General features: G+C 71.3%; 1 protein-coding gene. It reads left to right on the top strand.

The annotated features are described in order from the left end of the window. Positions 1 to 89: 89 nt before the first annotated feature. Positions 90 to 1,498 (top strand): IS21 family transposase (gene istA / locus D7V97_RS42950; RefSeq protein ID WP_158623576.1); only part of this gene is annotated, 1,409 nt, incomplete at its 3' end.

The raw sequence follows: 1,498 nt of genomic DNA, 5'->3' as shown, positions 1-1,498 counted from the left end.
CGGTCATCCCATGCATCCTCGCGCCCCACCGAGCACCGCCGGAGCGGTGTGCGGAGGGGCGCGCGCGGATGAGTTACCGGAGAGTCGACATGGACAGGTTGAGAGAGCTGGTGCGGCTGCACCGGATGGGGACGGGTGCGCGCGAAGTGGCCCGGCTGCTGGGGATGGGCCCGAATACGGAGCGGGCGTACCGCGCGGCGCTCACGACGGCGGGGATGCTGGAGGGGCGGCCGGAGGAAGTGCCCGAGCTGGAGACGCTCAAGGCGTTGGTACTGCAGCACCTGCCGCCGAGGCTGCCCGCGCAGCAGACGTCGTCGCTTCTGGCCTGGCAGCCGCGCGTGGAGGCGTGGCTTGCCCAGGGGCTGGGGGCGCGCGCCATTCACGACAGGCTGCGGCTGGAGGTGGAGGGCTTCACGGCGAGCGACTCGGCGGTGAAGCGGATGGTGCGGCAGCTGCGCAAAGCACGGGGCGTGCGGGCGGAGGACGTCGCCATCCCCGTCGTCACCCAGGCAGGCGAGGTGGCGCAGGTGGACTTCGGCTACGTGTGGAAGCTGCGGTGCCCCCGGCAGAAGGTGCTGAGGAAGGCCTGGGTTTTCGTCCTGGTGTTGGCGCACAGCCGCTACCTGGTGGCGGACGTCGTCTTCGAGCAGTCGCTGCCGACGTGGCTGCGGCTGCACGTGGAGGCCTTCGAGCAGCTGGGCGGCGTGGTGGAGACGGTGGTGCCGGACAACTTGAAGGCCGCCGTGCTGCGCGCGGCCTTCACGCCGGACGAGCCGTCCGCCCTCAACCGCAGCTACCGCGAGGTGGCGCGGCACTACGGCTTCAAGGTGGACCCGACGCCGCCGTACGCGCCCCAGAAGAAGGGCAAGGTGGAAGCGGGCGTCAAATACGTCCAGTCCAACTTCTTCAAGGGACGCGAGGGGCAGGACGTCGACGTCGTGCGCGCGGATTTGAAGAAGTGGCTGGCGGAAGTGGCCAACGTCCGGCGGCATGGGACGACGGGCCGGCGCCCCATGGATGTCTTGCGCGAGGAGGAGGCACCCACCCTCCGGCCCCTGCCCGCGAAGCGTTTCACGCCCGTCGTCTGGAAGGCCACGCGCGTCCACCAGGACAGCCACGTCCTCTTCGACAGGCGCTTCTACTCGGTGCCCTGGCGCCTCGTCGGCAGCGAAGTCTGGCTGCGCGTCACCGACGCCAGCCTGGAGGCCTACGCGGACGACGTGCGTGTGGCCACGCACGCCCGGCGCGGCAGTGGCCTCTACAGCACCCACGAGGCGCACCTGCCCCAGCACCGCGCGGACCTGCGCCACCGCAGCCGCGGCTACTGGGAAGGGCGAGCCGCGGGGCTGGGCGACGAAGTCCTCAGCTACGTGCGCGCCGTCTTCGACTCCGACGACGTGCTCTCGCAGCTGCGCGCGGTGCAGGCCATCGTCACCCACCTGGAAGGCTTCCCGCCCGAGCGCGCCCAGGCCGCCGCCCGCAGGGCCCACTACTACGG

Source organism: Corallococcus sp. CA053C (genome assembly GCF_003611675.1).
Lineage (GTDB): Bacteria > Myxococcota > Myxococcia > Myxococcales > Myxococcaceae > Corallococcus.
Note: the sequence above shows the minus strand (reverse complement) of the source record. Positions and strands in the feature narration are given on the sequence as shown.